Source organism: Pseudorhodoplanes sp., assembly GCF_059499825.1.
The window spans coordinates 645706-661960 of the sequence record NZ_JCABZI010000001.1 but is presented as its reverse complement, the minus strand read 5'-3'; the positions used below and the strand labels follow the sequence as shown (position 1 = coordinate 661960).

20 protein-coding genes and 1 pseudogene are annotated in these 16255 nt (G+C 63.3%); 8 read left to right on the top strand and 13 right to left on the bottom strand.

Annotated features, from left to right (window positions below; translation table 11 throughout):
- Nucleotides 1–111: 111 nt before the first annotated feature.
- A complete protein-coding gene (gene obgE, locus AC5I5I_RS03210) occupies nucleotides 112–1149 on the bottom strand; it encodes a GTPase ObgE (RefSeq protein WP_495969766.1) in 1038 nt (345 codons plus the stop codon).
- 78 nt (nucleotides 1150–1227) lie between these two features.
- Between obgE and AC5I5I_RS03205 the strand changes: the two genes are divergently transcribed.
- Genes AC5I5I_RS03205 through AC5I5I_RS03185 form a run of 5 tightly spaced genes read left to right on the top strand, consistent with a single transcriptional unit; the run spans nucleotide 1228 to nucleotide 5819 of the window.
- Entirely contained in the window at nucleotides 1228–1626 is a 399-nt protein-coding gene (locus tag AC5I5I_RS03205; RefSeq protein ID WP_495969764.1) for a DUF2946 family protein, read from the top strand.
- A 50-nt stretch (nucleotides 1627–1676) separates the two neighbouring features.
- Nucleotides 1677–3860, top strand: coding sequence for a TonB-dependent receptor domain-containing protein (locus tag AC5I5I_RS03200; RefSeq protein WP_495969762.1), 2184 nt, complete (start codon nucleotides 1677–1679; stop codon nucleotides 3858–3860).
- A gap of 4 nt (nucleotides 3861–3864) precedes the next feature.
- Nucleotides 3865–4353, top strand: coding sequence for a copper uptake system-associated protein (locus tag AC5I5I_RS03195; protein WP_495969760.1), 489 nt, complete (start codon nucleotides 3865–3867; stop codon nucleotides 4351–4353).
- Nucleotides 4337–4783 carry a DUF2946 family protein gene (locus tag AC5I5I_RS03190; protein WP_495969758.1) on the top strand — a complete coding sequence of 149 codons (447 nt, stop codon included), beginning with the start codon at nucleotides 4337–4339 and terminating at the stop codon, nucleotides 4781–4783. Before AC5I5I_RS03195 ends, AC5I5I_RS03190 begins: the two co-directional genes overlap by 17 nt.
- A gap of 52 nt (nucleotides 4784–4835) precedes the next feature.
- Nucleotides 4836–5819 (top strand): DUF1775 domain-containing protein, encoded by a 984-nt coding sequence (locus tag AC5I5I_RS03185; RefSeq protein ID WP_495969756.1) that lies wholly within the window; start codon nucleotides 4836–4838, stop codon nucleotides 5817–5819.
- Nucleotides 5820–5938: 119 nt separating this feature from the next.
- On the opposite strand, the gene AC5I5I_RS03180 is transcribed toward AC5I5I_RS03185, so the two are convergent.
- Nucleotides 5939–6130, bottom strand: a complete 192-nt coding sequence (locus AC5I5I_RS03180; RefSeq protein WP_495969754.1) for a hypothetical protein — start codon at nucleotides 6128–6130, stop codon at nucleotides 5939–5941.
- A gap of 252 nt (nucleotides 6131–6382) precedes the next feature.
- On the opposite strand from AC5I5I_RS03180, the gene AC5I5I_RS03175 reads away from it, so the two are divergent.
- A complete protein-coding gene (locus tag AC5I5I_RS03175) occupies nucleotides 6383–7342 on the top strand; it encodes a homocysteine S-methyltransferase family protein (RefSeq protein WP_495969752.1) in 960 nt (319 codons plus the stop codon).
- 123 nt (nucleotides 7343–7465) lie between these two features.
- On the opposite strand, the gene AC5I5I_RS03170 is transcribed toward AC5I5I_RS03175, so the two are convergent.
- From AC5I5I_RS03170 to AC5I5I_RS03150, 5 genes are all read right to left on the bottom strand, one after another.
- Entirely contained in the window at nucleotides 7466–7666 is a 201-nt protein-coding gene (locus AC5I5I_RS03170; RefSeq protein WP_495969750.1) for a cold-shock protein, read from the bottom strand.
- Nucleotides 7667–7820: 154 nt separating this feature from the next.
- Nucleotides 7821–8432, bottom strand: a complete 612-nt coding sequence (locus AC5I5I_RS03165; protein ID WP_495969748.1) for a GNAT family N-acetyltransferase — start codon at nucleotides 8430–8432, stop codon at nucleotides 7821–7823.
- Between the two features lie 127 nt (nucleotides 8433–8559).
- Nucleotides 8560–8832: a 50S ribosomal protein L27 gene (rpmA, locus tag AC5I5I_RS03160; RefSeq protein ID WP_495969746.1), complete on the bottom strand. Its 273-nt coding sequence runs from the start codon at nucleotides 8830–8832 to the stop codon at nucleotides 8560–8562.
- Nucleotides 8833–8982: 150 nt separating this feature from the next.
- Complete coding sequence (rplU, locus tag AC5I5I_RS03155) at nucleotides 8983–9381, bottom strand: 50S ribosomal protein L21 (protein WP_495969744.1); 399 nt, start codon at nucleotides 9379–9381, stop codon at nucleotides 8983–8985.
- 179 nt (nucleotides 9382–9560) lie between these two features.
- Nucleotides 9561–10088, bottom strand: coding sequence for a methyltransferase family protein (locus AC5I5I_RS03150; protein ID WP_495969742.1), 528 nt, complete (start codon nucleotides 10086–10088; stop codon nucleotides 9561–9563).
- A 222-nt stretch (nucleotides 10089–10310) separates the two neighbouring features.
- On the opposite strand from AC5I5I_RS03150, the gene AC5I5I_RS03145 reads away from it, so the two are divergent.
- On the top strand, nucleotides 10311–11297 hold the full coding sequence (locus tag AC5I5I_RS03145) for an amidohydrolase family protein (RefSeq protein ID WP_495969740.1): 987 nt from the start codon (nucleotides 10311–10313) through the stop codon (nucleotides 11295–11297).
- A gap of 69 nt (nucleotides 11298–11366) precedes the next feature.
- Here the strand turns inward: AC5I5I_RS03145 and AC5I5I_RS03140 are convergent, their stop codons facing one another.
- The 6 genes and pseudogenes from AC5I5I_RS03140 to AC5I5I_RS03115 all read right to left on the bottom strand — a co-directional run.
- Entirely contained in the window at nucleotides 11367–11765 is a 399-nt protein-coding gene (locus AC5I5I_RS03140; protein WP_495969738.1) for a type II toxin-antitoxin system VapC family toxin, read from the bottom strand.
- A 14-nt stretch (nucleotides 11766–11779) separates the two neighbouring features.
- A complete protein-coding gene (locus AC5I5I_RS03135) occupies nucleotides 11780–12016 on the bottom strand; it encodes an antitoxin (protein WP_495969736.1) in 237 nt (78 codons plus the stop codon).
- 97 nt (nucleotides 12017–12113) lie between these two features.
- Nucleotides 12114–12923 carry an alpha/beta fold hydrolase gene (locus AC5I5I_RS03130; protein ID WP_495969734.1) on the bottom strand — a complete coding sequence of 270 codons (810 nt, stop codon included), beginning with the start codon at nucleotides 12921–12923 and terminating at the stop codon, nucleotides 12114–12116.
- 24 nt (nucleotides 12924–12947) lie between these two features.
- A complete protein-coding gene (locus tag AC5I5I_RS03125) occupies nucleotides 12948–13910 on the bottom strand; it encodes a Bug family tripartite tricarboxylate transporter substrate binding protein (protein WP_495969732.1) in 963 nt (320 codons plus the stop codon).
- A gap of 258 nt (nucleotides 13911–14168) precedes the next feature.
- Nucleotides 14169–14699, bottom strand: a complete 531-nt coding sequence (locus AC5I5I_RS03120) for a c-type cytochrome (protein WP_495969849.1) — start codon at nucleotides 14697–14699, stop codon at nucleotides 14169–14171.
- 141 nt (nucleotides 14700–14840) lie between these two features.
- Nucleotides 14841–15011, bottom strand: a pseudogene (locus tag AC5I5I_RS03115) (YjiS-like domain-containing protein); the annotation flags it as partial.
- 219 nt (nucleotides 15012–15230) lie between these two features.
- On the opposite strand from AC5I5I_RS03115, the gene AC5I5I_RS03110 reads away from it, so the two are divergent.
- Nucleotides 15231–16142, top strand: a complete 912-nt coding sequence (locus AC5I5I_RS03110; protein WP_495969730.1) for a LysR family transcriptional regulator — start codon at nucleotides 15231–15233, stop codon at nucleotides 16140–16142.
- The last annotated feature ends 113 nt before the right edge of the window (nucleotides 16143–16255 follow it).

Sequence of the window (16255 nt, the reverse complement as noted above, 5' to 3'; positions counted from 1 at the left end):
AGTCTCAATGACGACCCCGACCCCGTCCGGCCCGCGTCGCGGGCCGGCCGACCCTCCCCACAAGGGGGAGGGTTAAGAACGGAGACTGGGGAGAGGAAAAGAAACGCTAAGCTACGGCTGCCAGGCTTCCGCTTCTTCCGGACTGGGCTCGGCCTCCGCGCGCGATTCGTCGATCACGTCGAGCAGCGCGCGCAGCACCTCCTTCACGCCCTGGCCCGATTGCGACGACAGCACCAGCGGCGTCTTCTTGGCGGCTTTCTTCAGCGCCTTGATCTGGGCCTTGATCTCGTCCTCGGTCATGGCGTCGCATTTCGACAGCGCCAAGATTTCCGGCTTGTCGGCCAGACCTTCGCCATAGGCTTCGAGTTCGTGGCGCACGACGCGATAGGCGGCGCCGACATCCTCTGATGTGCCATCGACAAGATGCAGCACCACCCGGCAGCGTTCGATATGACCGAGGAAGCGATCGCCGAGGCCGATCCCCTCATGCGCGCCCTCGATCAGGCCGGGCAGGTCGGCCATCACGAATTCGCGGCCGTCGACCGCGAACACGCCAAGCTGCGGATGCAGCGTGGTGAACGGATAATCCGCAATCTTCGGTTTGGCGGCGCTGACGGTGGCCAGGAATGTCGACTTGCCGGCATTCGGCAGGCCGACCAGGCCGGCATCCGCGATCAGCTTGAGACGTAGCCGGATCGTCATCTCGACCGCAGGCTGACCGGGATTGGCGTGGCGCGGTGCGCGATTGGTTGATGACTTGAAGTGCGCGTTGCCGAAGCCGCCATTGCCGCCCTTGGCCAGCAGCACCTCGGCGCCGAGGTGATCGAGATCGGCCAGCAGCGTCTCGCCGTCTTCCTCATAGATCTGGGTGCCGACCGGCACCTTCAGGATCAGGTCCTTGCCGTTGGCGCCATGGCGGTCCTTGCCCATGCCGTTGCCGCCGCGCTCCGCCTTGTGGTGCTGCAGATAGCGGTAGTCGATCAGGGTGTTGAGCCCGTCCACTGCGCGCGCAATCACGTCGCCACCATGCCCGCCATCGCCGCCATTGGGCCCGCCGAACTCAATGAATTTTTCGCGCCGGAACGAGACGCAGCCGTTTCCGCCTGCGCCGGACTGGATATAGATCTTGGCTTCGTCGAGGAATTTCATGTGCGTCAATATAGGTGAGGATGCAGGACTTCACCCGCGAATTTATCGCTGATAAGGGTAAATCCGGGTGGGGTTGGAATGTCGGGTTTCGTCAAAAGCGTGCGGTTTCGGGCAGCGATCGGTCTGATCGCGGCCTATGCCATTGCGCTGCAGACCCTGTTCGCGGCCTTCGCGCCACTTCCGGCCAATGCTCAGGCCTCCGATATCGCCGGCTGGCACGTTCTCTGTTTCGGCAGCGGTAACGCAGGTCCGGCGGACCCCGCCAATCCTGATGCACCCGCGCCCGCAGCCGGCAAATTTCATTGCGTCCTGTGCGGATCGGCTCTGGCCGCAGCAGCGGTTCTGCCCGATCCGGTTGCCGAACCGGCGCCGCTCCATTCCGCTTCTCTCGTCGTGTTCGCGCCGGCGCCGGATGTTGCGCCGGTCCGGCATGCGATCCGTTCCGGGTCCATCCGCGCGCCTCCGCTGACGGTCTGATCGAACGCGGCCTCTGGCCGCATCCATCGCATCGTTACCGGAGATTGATCATGTCACGTCTGTGGCGCGCATCCTGCGCGCTGTCGGCCGCCGCGGCGATTCTGCCGCAGATGGCGGCTGCGCAAAATTCCACGCTTCCGCCCATCACCGTTGAATCCGCGCCCGCCGCAACAACCGCGCGCCGTCAGCCCGCGCCGGCACAATCTGCTCCCGGCGCCACGCCGGCCGCCGGGCAAGGCGAACCGGCCGCACCGGCAACCCAGAGCCTTACCGTCCCGACCGTGGACTTAGCGCGCCGCGAGCTGAACCAGTCGCTCGGCGCGGTCGCCATCGTGCCGTCGGATGAGCTCCGGGATCGCAACGTATCCACGATCAAGGACATTCTGGAATATGTTCCCGGCGTCTGGGCGCAGCCGAAATGGGGCGAGGACACGCGGCTGTCGATCCGCGGTTCGGGGCTATCGCGCAACTTCCACGGCCGCTCCTTGCAGCTCTATATGGACGGCGTCATCCCGATCAACACTGCCGACGGCTATTTCGATTTCCAGGAAATCGATCCGACGGCGTATCGCTTTACCGAGGTCTGGCGCGGAGCAAGCGCGGTGCAATTCGGTGCGAATTCGCTCGGCGGTGCGATCAACTTCGTGACGCCGAGCGGTCGCGATGCGCGACCCTTCGCGATGAGTGCCGACGTCGGAAGCTTTGGCTATCGCCGTATCCAGGCGAGTTCCGGCGCGGCGGTCGGCCCGTTCGACTATTTCGTCACCGGCTCCTATCAGGTGCAGGACGGGTTCCGCGACCACAGCAACGGCAACCTGATGCGGGGTTCAGCCAACTTTGGCTACAAGATTACGCCGGACATCGAGACCCGCTTCTACTTCAACGGCAATACAATCGAGCAGCGGATTCCGGGCTCGGTGACCAAAGATGCGGCGCTCAACGATCCCCGCAAAGCGGCGACCGTGAACACGGCCAACGACTGGCAGCGCAACATCAACTCCAACCGCATCGCCAACAAGACCGCGATCAGGCTGAGCGAGACGACGACCGTCGAATTCGGTGCATTCAATGTCGATCGGCACCTGATGCATCCGATCTTCCAGTGGCTCGACTATTCCTACGACGATTACGGTGGCTTCGGCCGGGTGGTCGACGACCGCAACCTCTATGGCTTCCGCAATCGGCTGGTGGCCGGCGTCAATATTCACAATGGTCAGATCGACAACCAGCAATTCGGCAACGGCCCGTTGGCGATCAAGGGCGCACTGCTCTCGGCGTCGCTCGACAAGTCGAAGAATACCTCGGCCTATGCCGAGAACTCGTTCTATTTCCTTCCAAACGTGGCAGCGGTCGCCGGCACCCAGTTCCTGCGCGCCTCGCGCCAGCGAACCGACCGGTTTCTGTCGAACGGCGATCAGTCGGGCGAAAGCAATTTCGAAATCTGGAGTCCGAAGTTCGGATTTCTCTGGGATGTTGATCCGACCGCGCAGGTCTACGCGAATATCTCGCGCAGCGCCGAAGTGCCAAGCTTCGGCGAAAGCGTCGCGCCGATCCCGTTTGTCGCGCCGAACCTGCCGAATATACCCTTCACCGATATCAAGGCGCAGCGGGCGACGACCTATGAGATCGGAACGCGCGGCAAGAGGCCGGATTACTCATGGGACATCGCGCTGTACCGCTCCGAAATCCAGAACGAGCTGCAATGCCTCTACAGCACGTTCGGCAATTGCAACGTCACCAATGCCGACCGCACCATCCATCAGGGTTTCGAATTCGGCATCGGCGCCAATGTGCTCAAGTCCATGTTCGTGCATGGACCCGATCCGGACAAGCTGTGGCTTCAACTGGCCTATACCTATAACGATTTTTACTTCGACAACGATGCGCGGTTCGGCAACAACGATCTGCCGGGGATTCCGCCTCAGGTGATGCGGGCAGAGTTGCTCTACAAGCATCCGTCGGGGATCTTTTTGGGCCCCAATATCGAGTGGATCCCGCAGGGCTATTTCGTCGACAGCGTGAATTCGATGATGACGGATCCCTATATGCTCTGGGGCATCCGCGCCGGCTTCGAGCGCGACACCAACTTCTCAGTTTATATCGAGGGCCGCAATCTTGCGAACAAGACCTATATCGCAAGCGCGAGCATCATCGATGTTGCGACGAAACAGTCGGCCCTGTTCGAGCCTGGCACCGGGCGCGCGGTTTTTGCCGGCATGAAGATGAAATGGTGATGTCATGAACCACAAATCGAAGCTCCTGAGTGTTTGCGCCGCAGCTGCAATGGTGGCGCTGACCTGGACCGTACCGGCTGCCGCGTCCGATCAGGACGCCATCCGCCATGTCCTGATGTCCACCTTCGACAAGCCGGAGTCCCGGCTTGTCGTCGATCCTGTGGTGGTGTCGGGCGATCACGCCATTGCCGGCTGGTCGCAGGGCGACATGGGCGGCCGCGCCTTGCTGCGCAAGAAGGGGCAGGCCTGGGACGTCGTGCTGTGCGCGGGCGACGATCTGAAGAAGACCGAGGTCCTGACCAAGGTCGGTCTTCCGGCGGCGGCGGCAAAAACGCTGTCCACCAGCCTCGCCGCGGCGGAAGCCAGAATTCCGCCGGAGCGCCTGGCCTTGTTCTCGAAATTCGAGGGTCTGGTGATGGTCAGCGGCGACGCACATCACGGCCCCGGGCATGGTGCGGCGGACGGCCATCATCCGCATGGCCGCAAGCCGTGACCGGTTGCGGTGGTGTCCGGCGCGCGGATTTGCTATCGCCTTCCGCATGATGGACGCCTTTCCGCTCGGAAAACTGCGTGCGATGGCCGCTTTGGTCGCGGCCTATGCACTCGCGTTGCAGGCGGTGTTCGCGACGTTGGCGCCGATGCAGGTGCGCGCCGACGGCACCCTCGCCGTCTATTGCTCCGTCAGTGCAAACGCGGTGGCGCCCGACGCGGACGATCCGGCCGGGCCCCCGGCCAAGGGCAAGTTGCAATGCGTCTTTTGTGGCGCCTGCGGCCCCGCCGCCGTCCTGTTGCCCGGCACGGTGACGCCGGCTTACCTGACGGTTGCGCAACCGATCGCGCCCGATGTCGAAAGATCGCGCGGCAGGCAGGCTGAAAGTCCTGCGCGCGACGGACCCGCGCGCGCGCCTCCGCTAACTGTGTGACTGCCGGCCGCCTTGCGCGGCGCAACCCCACACAGATCACTGGAGAGAAATCATGTCCCGCAAGACCTTGCTTGCATCGTCCATCGCATTTGGCGTCACGTTTGCTGCGGCTTCGGCGCTGGCTCATGTCACACTCGAAGTCCGCGAGGCGAAAGCCGGCGCGCCCTACAAGGCGACGCTGCGGATCCCGCATGGCTGCGACGGTGCCGCCACCCTGAAGGTGCGCGCACAAATTCCCGATGGCGTCATCGCCGTGAAGCCGATGCCCAAGCCGGGCTGGCAGCTCGAGACGGTGACGGGAAAATACGACAAGACCTATCCCTATTATCACGGCCAGCAGCTCAGCGAAGGCGTGAGGGAAATCGTGTGGAGCGGCGGCAAGCTGCCGGACGAACATTACGATGAGTTCGTGTTCGCCGGATTTCTGGCCGGCGATCTCAAGCCAGGGCCGCTCTACATCCCGGTGACGCAGGAATGCGAGAAGGGCGAAGCGCGCTGGGCCGACATTCCGGCGCCGGGGCAGGACCGGCACGCGCTGAAGGCTCCGGCGCCGGCGCTGATCATCCTCGCGCAGCACAGCGGGCACGGCGGCGGTCATGCTGCGATGGCGGACAGCAAGGTCTACAAGGTCGGATCGCTGACCATCGAGGCGCCGTGGGCGCGCGCGACGCCGGGCGGCGCCAAGGTCGCGGGCGGCTTCATGAAGATCACCAATACCGGCAAGGAGCCGGACCGGCTGATCGGCGGCACGGTGCCGTTCGCCGGACGCTTCGAAGTTCACGAAATGGCAGTCGAAGGCGGCATCATGAAGATGCGCGAGTTGTCGAAGGGGCTCGAGATCAAGCCGGGCGAAACGGTCGAACTGAAGCCCGGCGGTTTTCATGTCATGTTCATGGACCTGAAGACCGGCCTGAAGGAAGGCGAGGCGGTGAAGGGCACGCTGGTGTTCGAGAAGGCCGGCAAGGTCGACGTCGAATACAAGGTCGGGCCGATCGGCGGCGGTGCACCCGCAGGCGGCGGGCATTCGCATCACTGAATGAACTCGACCTCCCCCTGAACGGGGGAGGTCGACTGCCGAAGGGAGTCGGGTGGGGTCATCGCGTGCCCGACCCCCTCCCCAGCCCTCCCCCTTTCAGGGGGAGGGAGTCGACGATGCTAACCCTTAGCAAACACGCAGCGCACGAAGTCGCGATACAGCATCACCTGCTGCGCCGGGATTTTCGGATCGCGCAACGCACGTGACAGCACCAGCGCGCCCTGGATCAAAATCGCGGCCATGTCTGCCAGTGCATCGAGATCGCTCGTGCACCTCGCGATTGAATAGATCGTCCAGTACCTGCTGGTCATGGCCGAGGTAGCGCAGCAGCAACGCTTGGCGAGTTCGAAACCGCTTCTGGTGCTGCGAAGGCCGTCAGACCGCTTTGCAGATCGTCCGTAAAGCCTTGCAAGTACGGCCAAAACCGATGTTTTGCCTTGTCTGCACCATGCACCCGGTGGTTTGTGCGTGAACCCAAGTCTATTCCGGCGCGACTAAACAAGCCCGCCGGCCGCGATCCCGCTGCGCGCCGGTTTGCTGTGTCCAGAGGAAGGATTCCGACGATGGCGAAATATCGCTCCAATTTGCCGCAACTCGGCGACAGGATGTTTCTGACCGATTCAGGGCTCGAAACCACACTGATATTCCATGATGGCATCGACCTGCCGCATTTTGCATCGATCGCGCTGCATGACAGCGAAGAGGGCGAGCGGCGGCTGCGCGACTATTTCGTGCGCCACATCGCCATCGCCAAAGCGCGCAATGCCGGCTTCATTCTGGAAAGCACGTCCTGGCGCGCAAGCCCGGACTGGGGTGCCAAGCTCGGCTACTCGCCGTCCGACCTCATCGCGCTGAACCGCAAGGCCATCGCGCTCCTGGTGGCGCTGCGTGACGAGCACGAAACGCCGCAATGTCCGATGCCGATCTCCGGCAATATCGGTCCGCGCGGCGACGGCTATTCCGCGGACCGGATGATGACCGGCGCGGAGGCGATGCGCTATCACGCCTTCCAGTGCGACCTGTTCGCCGACACCGAGGCCGATCTGATCAGCGGCTTCACCATGACGCATTCCGGCGAGGCGATCGGCATCGCGCGCGCGGCCGCGGCGGTGGAGATGCCGGTCGTGATCTCGTTCACCACAGAGACTGACGGGCGATTGCCGAGCGGTGAAACCATGCGCGAGGCGATCGAGAAGACCGACGATGCCACGTCCGGCGCGCCGGCCTATTACATGATCAACTGCGCCCACCCGACCCACTTCGTGGATGCGCTGGAGAAGGGCGAAGCCTGGCTGATGCGGCTGCGCGGATTGCGCGCCAATGCATCGACGCGCAGTCATGCCGAACTCGACAATTCGACCGATCTCGATGCCGGCGATCCGGTCGATCTCGGCCGCCGCTACGCCAATCTGCGTGGGGCGCTAGGCACCCGCTTTAATATCATGGGCGGTTGTTGCGGCACCGATCACCGGCATGTCACCGCGATCGCGGAGGCTTGTTTGCCGCTGCGGGCGGCGGCGTAACGCCGTCGCGCATGCGGGTTACCATCGCGGGTTCCGCATTAAAAAAGCCCGGCTGGCGCGCCGGGCTTTTCGACCTCGATGGTCCGGCAGCGGCTGGCTCAAGCCGGGCCGCATTCGAACCGATTAAACCTTCAGATTTTCCGCCGACTCGCGTCCGCGATTGGACACGATTTCGTATTCGATCTGCTGGCCTTCATTCAGACCGGTCAGGCCTGCCCGCTGCACTGCAGAAATGTGCACGAACACATCCTTGCCGCCGCCTTGCGGCTGGATGAAGCCAAAACCCTTGGTCGCGTTGAACCACTTCACGGTACCTGTAGCCACGTCTATTTCCCCAAATTAACGAGATGTCCGCCGCCACGAGCGTCCAGGAGAACATCTCGCAAGGCCTTGGGTTCCTACCAGAAAACGGGGAAAATTTCCACCGCTCATTGGCGGTCCGGACAGGGCGGGGCCCCGTCCGGAACTGGCGGCCGCGTCAGGAGACCCGTTTCACATCGCTCCAGCGGCGGAGCGCGGTCCACAATCCGCGGTCCAGCCGGAAGCGGTCGATCGGCGCCGATGAATTGAGCGCGTGGATGCGGCAGAGCCCGACGCCGGTCCACTGGAACCCGCATTTTTCCAGAACCCGGCGCGATGCCGGGTTGGTCACGCGGGCGCCGGCGCAGAGGCTGTCATGCGCGAGTTCGGTGAAGGCGAAGTCGATGACGGCGCGCACCGCCTCGGTGGCATAACCCTGGCCCCAATGCTTGACCCCGAGCCAATAGCCGATCTCCGGCGCGGCTTCGTCATGCGTTGCAATGCCGCAGGCGCCGACCGGCAGGCCGCGATGGGTCGCGATCAGAAAGGTCAGGCTCCGCGCGTGCGGGCCTTGTGGCGTGTTGGCGGTGGCGATGAAATCCTCCGCATCGGCGAGCGTATAGGGATGCGGGATTCGTCGCGTGTTTTCGGCAATACGCCTGTCGTTGGCGAGCGCGGCTACGTGCTTAGCGTCCTCGAGTTTCGGCGCGCGCAACATCAGCCGCTCGGTCTCGAGGACGGGGATACAGCCTTCCCGATAGGTTCGGGTTTCGAGGTCCAGGCAGGTCATGGTCAGGCTCCTTTCCAAAAAGTTTGAGGGGGAGCCGGTTCACCCGTCTCCCCCTCAAACTTGGAGCCCTTTGCGGTCCCCCGGGTTCGACTGTGAACCGGCGGACCTCGATCGAGAGATGCGCCGTTTACTCTGCCGCTGCTTCCGTCATCGGTACGACGGAAATCAGCGTGCGGCCGTTGGCTTTCGCCGTGAACGCAACGCGGCCTTCGGTGAGAGCGAACAGCGTATGGTCCTTGCCGATGCCGACATTGGCGCCCGGATGCCACACGGTGCCGCGCTGACGCGCGATGATATTGCCCGGAATGGCGATCTGGCCGCCGAACAGCTTCAGGCCGAGCCGGCGACCCTTGGAGTCGCGGCCGTTTCGGGATGATCCGCCTGCTTTTTTGTGAGCCATGGCTCAAAATCCTTCGTTCGAAAGTCTCATAACCCGATTCCGTGACGGAATCATCTCATTTGTCGTCATCATTCCAGCCGAGGCGACGCCAGGGACCGGAATCCATAACCAGCAGCCCGGTTACAGGTCCCCGCCTGCGCGGGGACGGTGCTACGCCGCTTCGGCGTCCTCAGCAGGCTTCTTGGCCGGAGGAGCCTTGCGTTCCGGCTTCGGCTTCGGGCCCTTGGTCGGCTTGGCGCCGCCGGTGAGGATCTCGGAGACCCGCACAACGGTATAGTCCTGCCGATGGCCGCGCTTGCGCCGGGAATTCTTGCGGCGGCGCTTCTTGAAGGCGATCACCTTCGGGCCGCGGCTCTGTTCCACGATCTCGACCGCAACCGAGGCACCCGAAACCGTCGGGCCGCCCAATTCCGGCTTGTCTCCGCCCAGCATCAGCACATCGCCGATCTGGACAATCTGGCCCGGCTCGCCTTCGATGCGGCCAATACGGACCACCTGGTCTTCGGCGACCGAATATTGCAGGCCGCCGGTCTTGATGACTGCGAACATCGTTTTTCCCTCGTGTTCGGTTCCCGGGCTCGGACAGGCCGGACCGGCTTCTTTCAGTCTAAATCTGGGTGTCCGGCACGTGCTGAAACAGCACGAAAAGGGCCCCAGAGGGGCCCGCCGTTGGACGGGTTTATGGGGGGATCAGCCCGCGGAGTCAAGGAAATGGGGCTGTCAGACCGTCAGTAAAGCTGAAAAAGTGCCGGAAACAGAGCGGCGTCCCGCAGCGCTTCGAGCGCCTTGAGGCCAGGAGCGGCCAGCAGAAATAAGGAGGCGTCCCAGAAGGTCCGGCGAACCAGCGCCGGCCGGACCAGAAGGGTTTCGACATCCTGCCATCCGCGGAAATCCGGGAGCAGGCGCGGCACCCGGGCCTTGTAGCGGGCAAACTCCACGGGAAAGCGCTCCGCCAGCGCCCGCTCCTCGTGGCTGATGACGAGGGCGAAGATCATCAGAGTCGCGACGGCGCAGATCAGCGCGAAAACGATGCTGCCGAGTTGAGCGCCAAGGCCGAAGGCGGCAATCGCGGAAAAGACGTAGAGCGGATTACGCGTCAGCGAATAGGGCCCCTCGGTAACCAGCCGGTTGAGCTTGCTGCCGCCGATATACATGGCGCACCAGGTGCGGCCGACGATGCCCACCAGGATGAGGAAGATGCCGATGCGCTCGATCGCCTCGTGCCAATAATCGCCTTCAGGCGACGCCGACCGCATGGATATCAGGACAGCCACTCCGACTGTCGCCGCCGCGACGACAATAATCTTCCGCTGCCATTGTTGGCCGACCAGATCAAATGCGATAGCCATAGAACCCCATATCTTCCCCGCCTTCAATCAAGTGAACAAAGCGGCAATTCGTAGGCGTGATCGTCGCGGCTTCGAGGCTTTACAATTGTCGCGCAAGAAAAGCACTGAGGAAATTCCAAAGGACATCGCATGCCAGTAATTGACGTTCACACCCACATGCTCACGCTCGACTATCTCGAGCTTCTGCGCGCCAACGGCACCGGCAAATACACACTGAAAAAGACCCGCGCCGGCCAGGACGCGGTGCACCTTTACGATGCGCCGTTCATGACGCTGTTTCCCGGCATGTGGGATTACGAGCTGCGCATCAAGAAAATGGACGAGGCCAAGGTCGATGTCGCGATCGTCTCGCTGACCTGTCCGAACGCCTATTGGGGTGGGCGCGAGGTCGCGCTGAAGGCGGCGCAGATCGTCAACGATTCGATGGCCGAGCAGCAGCGCGCCAAGCCGGACCGCATCCGCTGGTTCGCGTCGCTGCCGTTCCAATATGCCGACGATGCCAAGTCCGAGCTGGCGCGCTGCGTCAAGAATGGTGCGGTCGGCGTGATGGTGATTGCCAATATCGATGGCGAGGACCTCACCAATCCGAAATTCGCGCCGGTTTGGGCGGAAATCGACAGGCTCGGGCTGCCGGTGCTGGTGCATCCCGGCGCGCCGCAAGGCGTGCGCGAGCAGAACATGGATCAGTTCAACATGATCCCGCCGATCGGGTTCATGTGCGACACCACGCTCGCCTTCGCGCGCATGATCTATTCCGGCTTCCTCGACACCTATTCGAACATCAAGCTGATCGCCTCGCATGGCGGTGCCACGCTGCCCTATCTCGCAGGCCGGCTCGACCGCTGCTGGGAAATGATCCCCGGCTGCGCCGAGGTGATCAAGGACAAGCCATCATCCTATCTGCAGCGCATCTGGTACGACACCGTGGTGTACGATCCGCGCGCGCTGGAGCTTTGCATCTCGGTGGCGGGCTCGCCCGATCGCGTGCTCTACGGCTCGGACTATCCGCACAATATCGGTGACATGATCGGCTGCCTTGCGCGGGTCAACGCGCTGCCGCCGGATCAGGCGAAGAAAATCTCCGGCAAGAATGCGGAGGCGTTGTTCAAGTTGTGAGGAGGCGAGGTCGTGTGAGCGTAGCAAGAGCGGGTGATTGCCCCGGTTTCGTTGCGCTCATGCGGGCTTTTATCTTCCCACCTTCCAGTTCTGCATCGTCAACCCTGGAATGTCGCGAAAGTCCGTTTCGTTGTTGGTCACTACAACCGATCCGCTGGAGATCGCGTGCGCCGCGATCATGCGGTCGAAGTCGCGGCCCTTCGCCCAGCCGCATTGCGCGATAATGCGGCCATAGGCGAGCGCTGCGGAGGCGTCGAACGGGATGACGGGAATGCCGCGCAACAAAAGCTCAAGCCGCGTTTGCCGGATTGCTGTGAATCGCGCGTCCTTGAATACGCCGCGCTGCAATTCGGCCAGGCTCAACGACGACAGCAGGATTTCGCCGTCATGCTCGGCAAGCTTGTCGAGCACCGTCTCAGTGCCGTCGCGCGCGTGAATGGCGATATTCGTGTCGATCAGGAACGGCACCGGTTAACGCGCCGTCAGTCGTGTCTGCGCAGCGGCACGTCGATCGGATCGCGCTTCTCGACGGCCGGCGGCTTCGGCATTTCGCGGAGCGCCGCCACCACATCGCGCAAGCTTTCGCGAGCTGGCATGATGGTGATGACGTCGCCCATCCGCGAGATTTCGAGTTCGATGTCCGTATTGTCGTAGGCGATCTCCGCGGGAATGCGGACCGCCTGGCTGTTTCCGGATTTGAATACGCGGGTGCGGGACATTTGAAGCTGCAGACGCGATTGGTTGTAGGTCGCACGATAGCAGACGCCCACAACATGTCAATCCATGTATATACATGCGGCTGGGGTCAGCCGCCGCTCAAACCGCGCGCAGCGATCTCAGAAAATCCTTCGTCGCGGCGATGCAGGCCTGCGGACAGGCGGTCATGACGTTGAACGGCATGCCCTCCATCAGCACGGCCTTGCAATTCGGCATCAGCTCCACCGCCCGGCGCGTGCTGTCGGCCGTCGCCTGTTGTGCGTTGGTGCCGCTCATGATCAGCGCCGGCGCCTTGAAATGCTGCAAGCGTTCGGTCTGATCGAGATCGATCGCATGGTCGAACAGTTTGATCATCAGGTCGACCGGCATCCGCGATTGCTGCGCGATATACCAGGCACGCAGGCCCGGATCGGCGTCGGCCGGAAGACGGTGTGTGTTGGTTTCCTGAGCCCAGGCCGCGGTGCCCTTCTCGCGCAGAAGATCGGCCCATGCCTTGGCACTGACGGTGCCGGCGCGCCAGTTATAGCCGAAGCCCGGCATGGTGACGCTGCGGACGCGATCGGGGTAATCGGCCGCGAGTTCGATCGCGATGGCGGACGCGAACTCTGCCATGATGAAATGCGCGCTGTCGATGTTGAGCGCGTCCATGAAGTCGACGATGTCGCGCGCAAACGGTGCGAGCGACATCTTGAAGTCGGGCGCAACGGCGCTGGAGTCGCCGTGCCCGCGCATATCGAGATTATAGACCCGGTAATCGCGCGCGAATTCCGGCAGCCATTCGTACCAGAACTTGCGGTTCTTGCTGAAGCCGTGGACGAAGATCAGCGGCTCGGCGTCGCGCCACGGATCGGTGAAATCGTAAACGTCGTAGGCGAGCCTGGCACCGTCCGGGAGCACTGCTTCAAGCATGGCAAAGGCCTGTCCGCAGCCGCATCACTGCAATTTCAGATCGGGAAGCTGCTTCAGGAAGTCGGCCCAGCGGGCGTGATCGCGACGTACCGTCTCGGCAAGCTCCTCCGGCGTGCCGGCAATCACCTCTTCGCCGGAGCCGGTGAGCTTCTGGACCACGGCGGGATCCTTCAGCGCGGCGACGATGGCTGTATTCAGCTTGTCGATGACGGGCTTCGGCGTGCCGGCCGGCGCGAAGAACCCGTACCAGTTGACGCCTTCGATGCCGGGGAACGTGCTGGCCAGCGTCGGCACATCCGGGAAGGTCTTGACCGGCTGCGCGGTGGTCACGGCGAGCGGCCGCAACGTCTTGCTCTGGATGAACGGCGTGATCGACGCGATCTGCATGATCACGGCATTGATATGCCCGCCGACCGCATCGTTGATGGCCGGCGCTGCGCCCTTATAGGGAATGTGCTGCATCTGCACGTTGCCGCGCTTGGCCATCATCTCGCCGATGATCTGCATGGGCGCGCCGCCGGTACCGAACGTCGCCTTGCCGGGATTTTTCGCAGCATAGGCGATGAATTCCTGCACCGTGTTCGCCGGCACCGAAGGGTGGACAGCGAGCAGCAATCCCGACTGCGACGTGCGTGTGATCGGCGCGGCCTGCGTCAGCGGATCGAAGCCGAGATCGGACAGATGCGGATTGAGCGTCATCACCGCGTTGGTGGTCAGCACGATCGTCTGCCCGTCCGGCTTGCCGCGCAGCACGGCCGCGGTCGCGGTATTGCCGCTCGCGCCGGGACGATTCTCGATCACAACCGGCTGGCCGAGGGCCTCGGACAGTTTCGGCTGCACCAGCCGCGCCACGAGGTCGGTGGCGCCGCCGGCGGGATAGGGAACGACGATCGTGACCGGTCCCTGCGGGAATTGCTGCGCGGATGCCGCCGGCGCCAGCAGCGGCAGGGCACATAGCGCCAGCATCCCGGCAATCCGTTTGAACATCGCGTCCTCCCGTCATTATTTTCGCTGCAGCGAAACTCGTTTCGCATTTGCGTCATTTTTCGACGCTCGGGATCGGTTTGTCAAACCAGCGAGTTGATCATGGAGCAGACCCAGCACCAAAGGCTTGCGCTCGCGAAGGCCTGCACTCGCGAAGGCGTACATTCGAGGCGGACGATGACCCGGAACGGAGATGAGCGCCTTGTATCGTGGACATGGCTGCTTCGCTGTCTGAAACGCTGAGCAAGGTTGGCGCGCGCGTCATTGCGGCGCCGTGCCTTCGGTGGTCTTTGCCGGTGGCACGATCTTCATCACGAACGATGTCGCCGGCTCGTCCGGTCCGAACGGTCCCGGCACCTTGTTCTTCACCGGCGGCAGACTCTTGAGGTAGGCGGCGATGGCGCGCACATCCTGCGCGGTCAGGTTCGCGAAAGCGTGCCAGGGCATGATCGGTGCAAGCTCACGTCCGTCCGGACGCTGGCCTTTGGTAATGGCGGCGACGATCTGATCGCTCGACCATCCTCCGAGGCCGGTCTCGGGATCGGGCGTCAGGTTGGGGCCGTGAAAGACGCCAAGACCGGGGATTTCGAAGCCGACGTCCGAACCGCCCAGAAAGCGCGACATGTCCGGCTTGCCGAAGAAATAACCTGGCGTATGGCAATCGTTGCAGCCGCCGAACGTGACGAGATACTGCCCGCGCTTGATCTGCGCGTCCTGTGCCAGTCCGGCATCGGAATTGGCGCTCAACACGCAGACTGCAACAGCGGCCGCCGAGAACAGCATGCGGAACATTGCCCGCGGCGCCGGACGGTCGTCGCGGCCGTGTGACAATCGCCGCCGGGCCGCGCTGCGGTTGATGCGATCGACGGCAGGACGCGAAGGGTCGCTCTGGCCCGAGGCAAGCGCATCGGCGACAAAGCCGATGTCGCTGCGATTGAGCCCGATATCGCGCAGCATCAGGTCCGGCAGCGCGCTCAGTTCGCGCTTAATCCGTGCGGCAACGAGGGCGCGCTCGATGGCCTGCGCAATCCGGGCGACGATTTGTCGGGCGCGGGCCGCCAGACTCTGTTCCTTGACGGGGCGATAAACAACAAGATCGGTCATGGCAGACTCCATCTGTGGCGCGTCAATGCGCGCGGTTGCAGTCGAAGGTGAAGCAGCGTTCGGGACGGGTCAGCGCTCTTCGCGGGTCCTTTGCGGAGAGCCAACCCTCTGTTTTCCTTGGCGATTGTTCATTCGCCGATGAGGCTGAGATACGTCCGGCGGCGTTCTGCAACAATCAGCGATATTGCCAAGTCGTTCTGCGTTTTTGCAGAATGGCGGATGCTCGAGTGGTCGGACCTTCGTATTGTCCTGGCTGTTGCGCGCGGTGGCTCGGCGCTGCGTGCCGCGCATGCGCTCGGTGTCAACCAGACGACGGTGATGCGGCGGATAACCCAACTTGAATCCGCACTCGGCGTGACGCTCTTCGAACGCAGGCAGAGCGGCTATCATCCGACGTCGCTTGGTGAGCGCATCGCCGCGGTCGCGGACCGCATCGAGGACGAGGTTAAGGCGCTGGAGAGCGCAATCGACGCCGAGCAACGCGTGCTGTCAGGCCGCGTGCGGCTCACCACCAGCGAGGCGCTCGCGAGTCTGTTGGTCGCGCCGTTGTTGTCGGATTTTCGAAAACGGCATCCTGCAATCCTGATCGAACTGGCGGCCGACGATCGCCGCTTCGATCTGGCCCGCGGTGACGCCGACATTGCGTTGCGCACGGGCTCGCGACCCGATGGCGCCGGCATCGTTGCGCGCAGGCTGCCGGACGTAGCCTGGAGTGTATATTGCAGCCGGTCCTATGCCGACGAGAATGGTGCGCCGGATTCCGCGCGGGCGATCGACGGTCATCCGATCCTCGGCATGGATGGCGCGCTTGCCGAGCGTCCGGCTCAGCTTTTCCTGATGCAGGCGGCGCCGAATTCGACGGTGAGCGCGCGCAGCAACAGCCTTGCCAATCTGGTCTCGGCGCTGAAGGCGGGTCTCGGCATCGCCATGCTGCCTTGCCTCGTTGGCGATGAAGAGTCCGATCTGGTGCGCTGTCTGCCGCCGGTCAAAGGCGTTGAATCGGAGATGTGGATGATCGTGCGCGAGGAGGTCAGATCGGTGCCGCACGTGCGTGCCTTCGCCGATTTCCTCGCGGCTCAGATCCAGCTTATGCGGGGACAATTGGCTGGCGCCGCGACCCCGCGGGCATGACGCAAATCGCAGGGAGAGGGCCAGGCGCGTCCTGCCAACCGGGTTCCGGTGACACGGCGGCCAAGACACGGTCCAAGACCCCGTCCATGGCATCGCGGTTCCGGGAATCCTCC